The sequence below is a fragment of the Arsenicibacter rosenii genome (assembly GCF_001870735.1).
GTDB lineage: Bacteria > Bacteroidota > Bacteroidia > Cytophagales > Spirosomataceae > Arsenicibacter > Arsenicibacter rosenii.
The window spans coordinates 1-1,091 of sequence record NZ_MORL01000173.1 but is presented as its reverse complement, the minus strand read 5'-3'; the positions used below and the strand labels follow the sequence as shown (position 1 = coordinate 1,091).

Here is a 1,091-nt window from a genome sequence, read left to right as displayed (position 1 = left end):
GCCAGTGTAGGCATCGGAACCAGTTCGCCTGCCAACAAACTAGAAGTAGTCAGCAGCACAACTGGCACATCGGGTTTACGATTGACCGGTTTAGCAGGCGTTACAAGCACCACTTCTACGGCAAGCCGTTTCTTAACGGTAAATGCCCAGGGAGATGTTATTCTGGCTACTTATTCGCCTGGAGCACGTACTGCAATTACAGATAGTTTCTGGCAGGCAAAAGGGAGCTTACTGCAAAACAATAACGAAGGTGGTGTTGTAATCGGTAATGATATCACAAAGTTGTCTGGAAACTATAACCTTTATGTGTCAAAAGGTATTCTGACAGAAAAGGTTAAAGTAGCTGTAAAAAACAGTAGCGAATGGAGTGACTACGTATTTGCATCTGATTATAAACTGCGCAGTTTGAGTGAAGTTGAACGCTTTGTGAAAACAAATAAGCATTTACCTGGGGTACCTTCTGCTGAAGAAGTTGTTAAAGAAGGCGTTGATATGGCTAAAATGGATGCCAAGCTATTAGAAAAAGTAGAAGAATTAACACTCTACGTTATTCAACAGCAAAAACAAATTCAACAATTACAGTTAGAGAACAAGCGTATCAAGCGCCAAATGGCTAACCGTCATCGTTAATCAACATGTANAAGATCTTCCGGCCTTTTCTTATTATATAACTATATCCTACCGATACATCAAATAGTACTAATTGTATCTCAGGAGTGTAGAAAACAAAATATATTTGCCTTATCTTTCGGATAAATAAAAAAAAAGAAACTTCTTGTTTAAGCAAACCGCTTGATAAAATGAGAAAACAACTTTTACACACCTTTTTGCTGGTTCTCGTATGTGCAGGTAGCTCTTATGCACAGATAATTGAAACACCGGCAAATACTGCTTTGTCAGTAACTAGTGATCTGACTTTACCTAGTGGTAAATCATTTCAAATCGACAGTAAACCCTTTATTCGTTTGGTTAGTCAGACTTCGGGTAACACGTTTATTGGTTATGGCTCAGGCGCAACAACTACCGGTACAGACAACGTATTTTTAGGTCTGAACACAGGCTTACGTAACACGGTTGGCAGCTTCAATTTG

2 pseudogenes are annotated in these 1,091 nt (G+C 39.4%); both read left to right on the top strand.

Going from position 1 to position 1,091, the window contains the following annotated elements:
• Window positions 1-630 (top strand): annotated as a pseudogene (locus BLX24_RS33110) (bZIP transcription factor); the annotation flags it as partial.
• A 170-nt stretch (window positions 631-800) separates the two neighbouring features.
• Window positions 801-1,091: pseudogene (locus BLX24_RS32455) on the top strand (hypothetical protein); the annotation flags it as partial.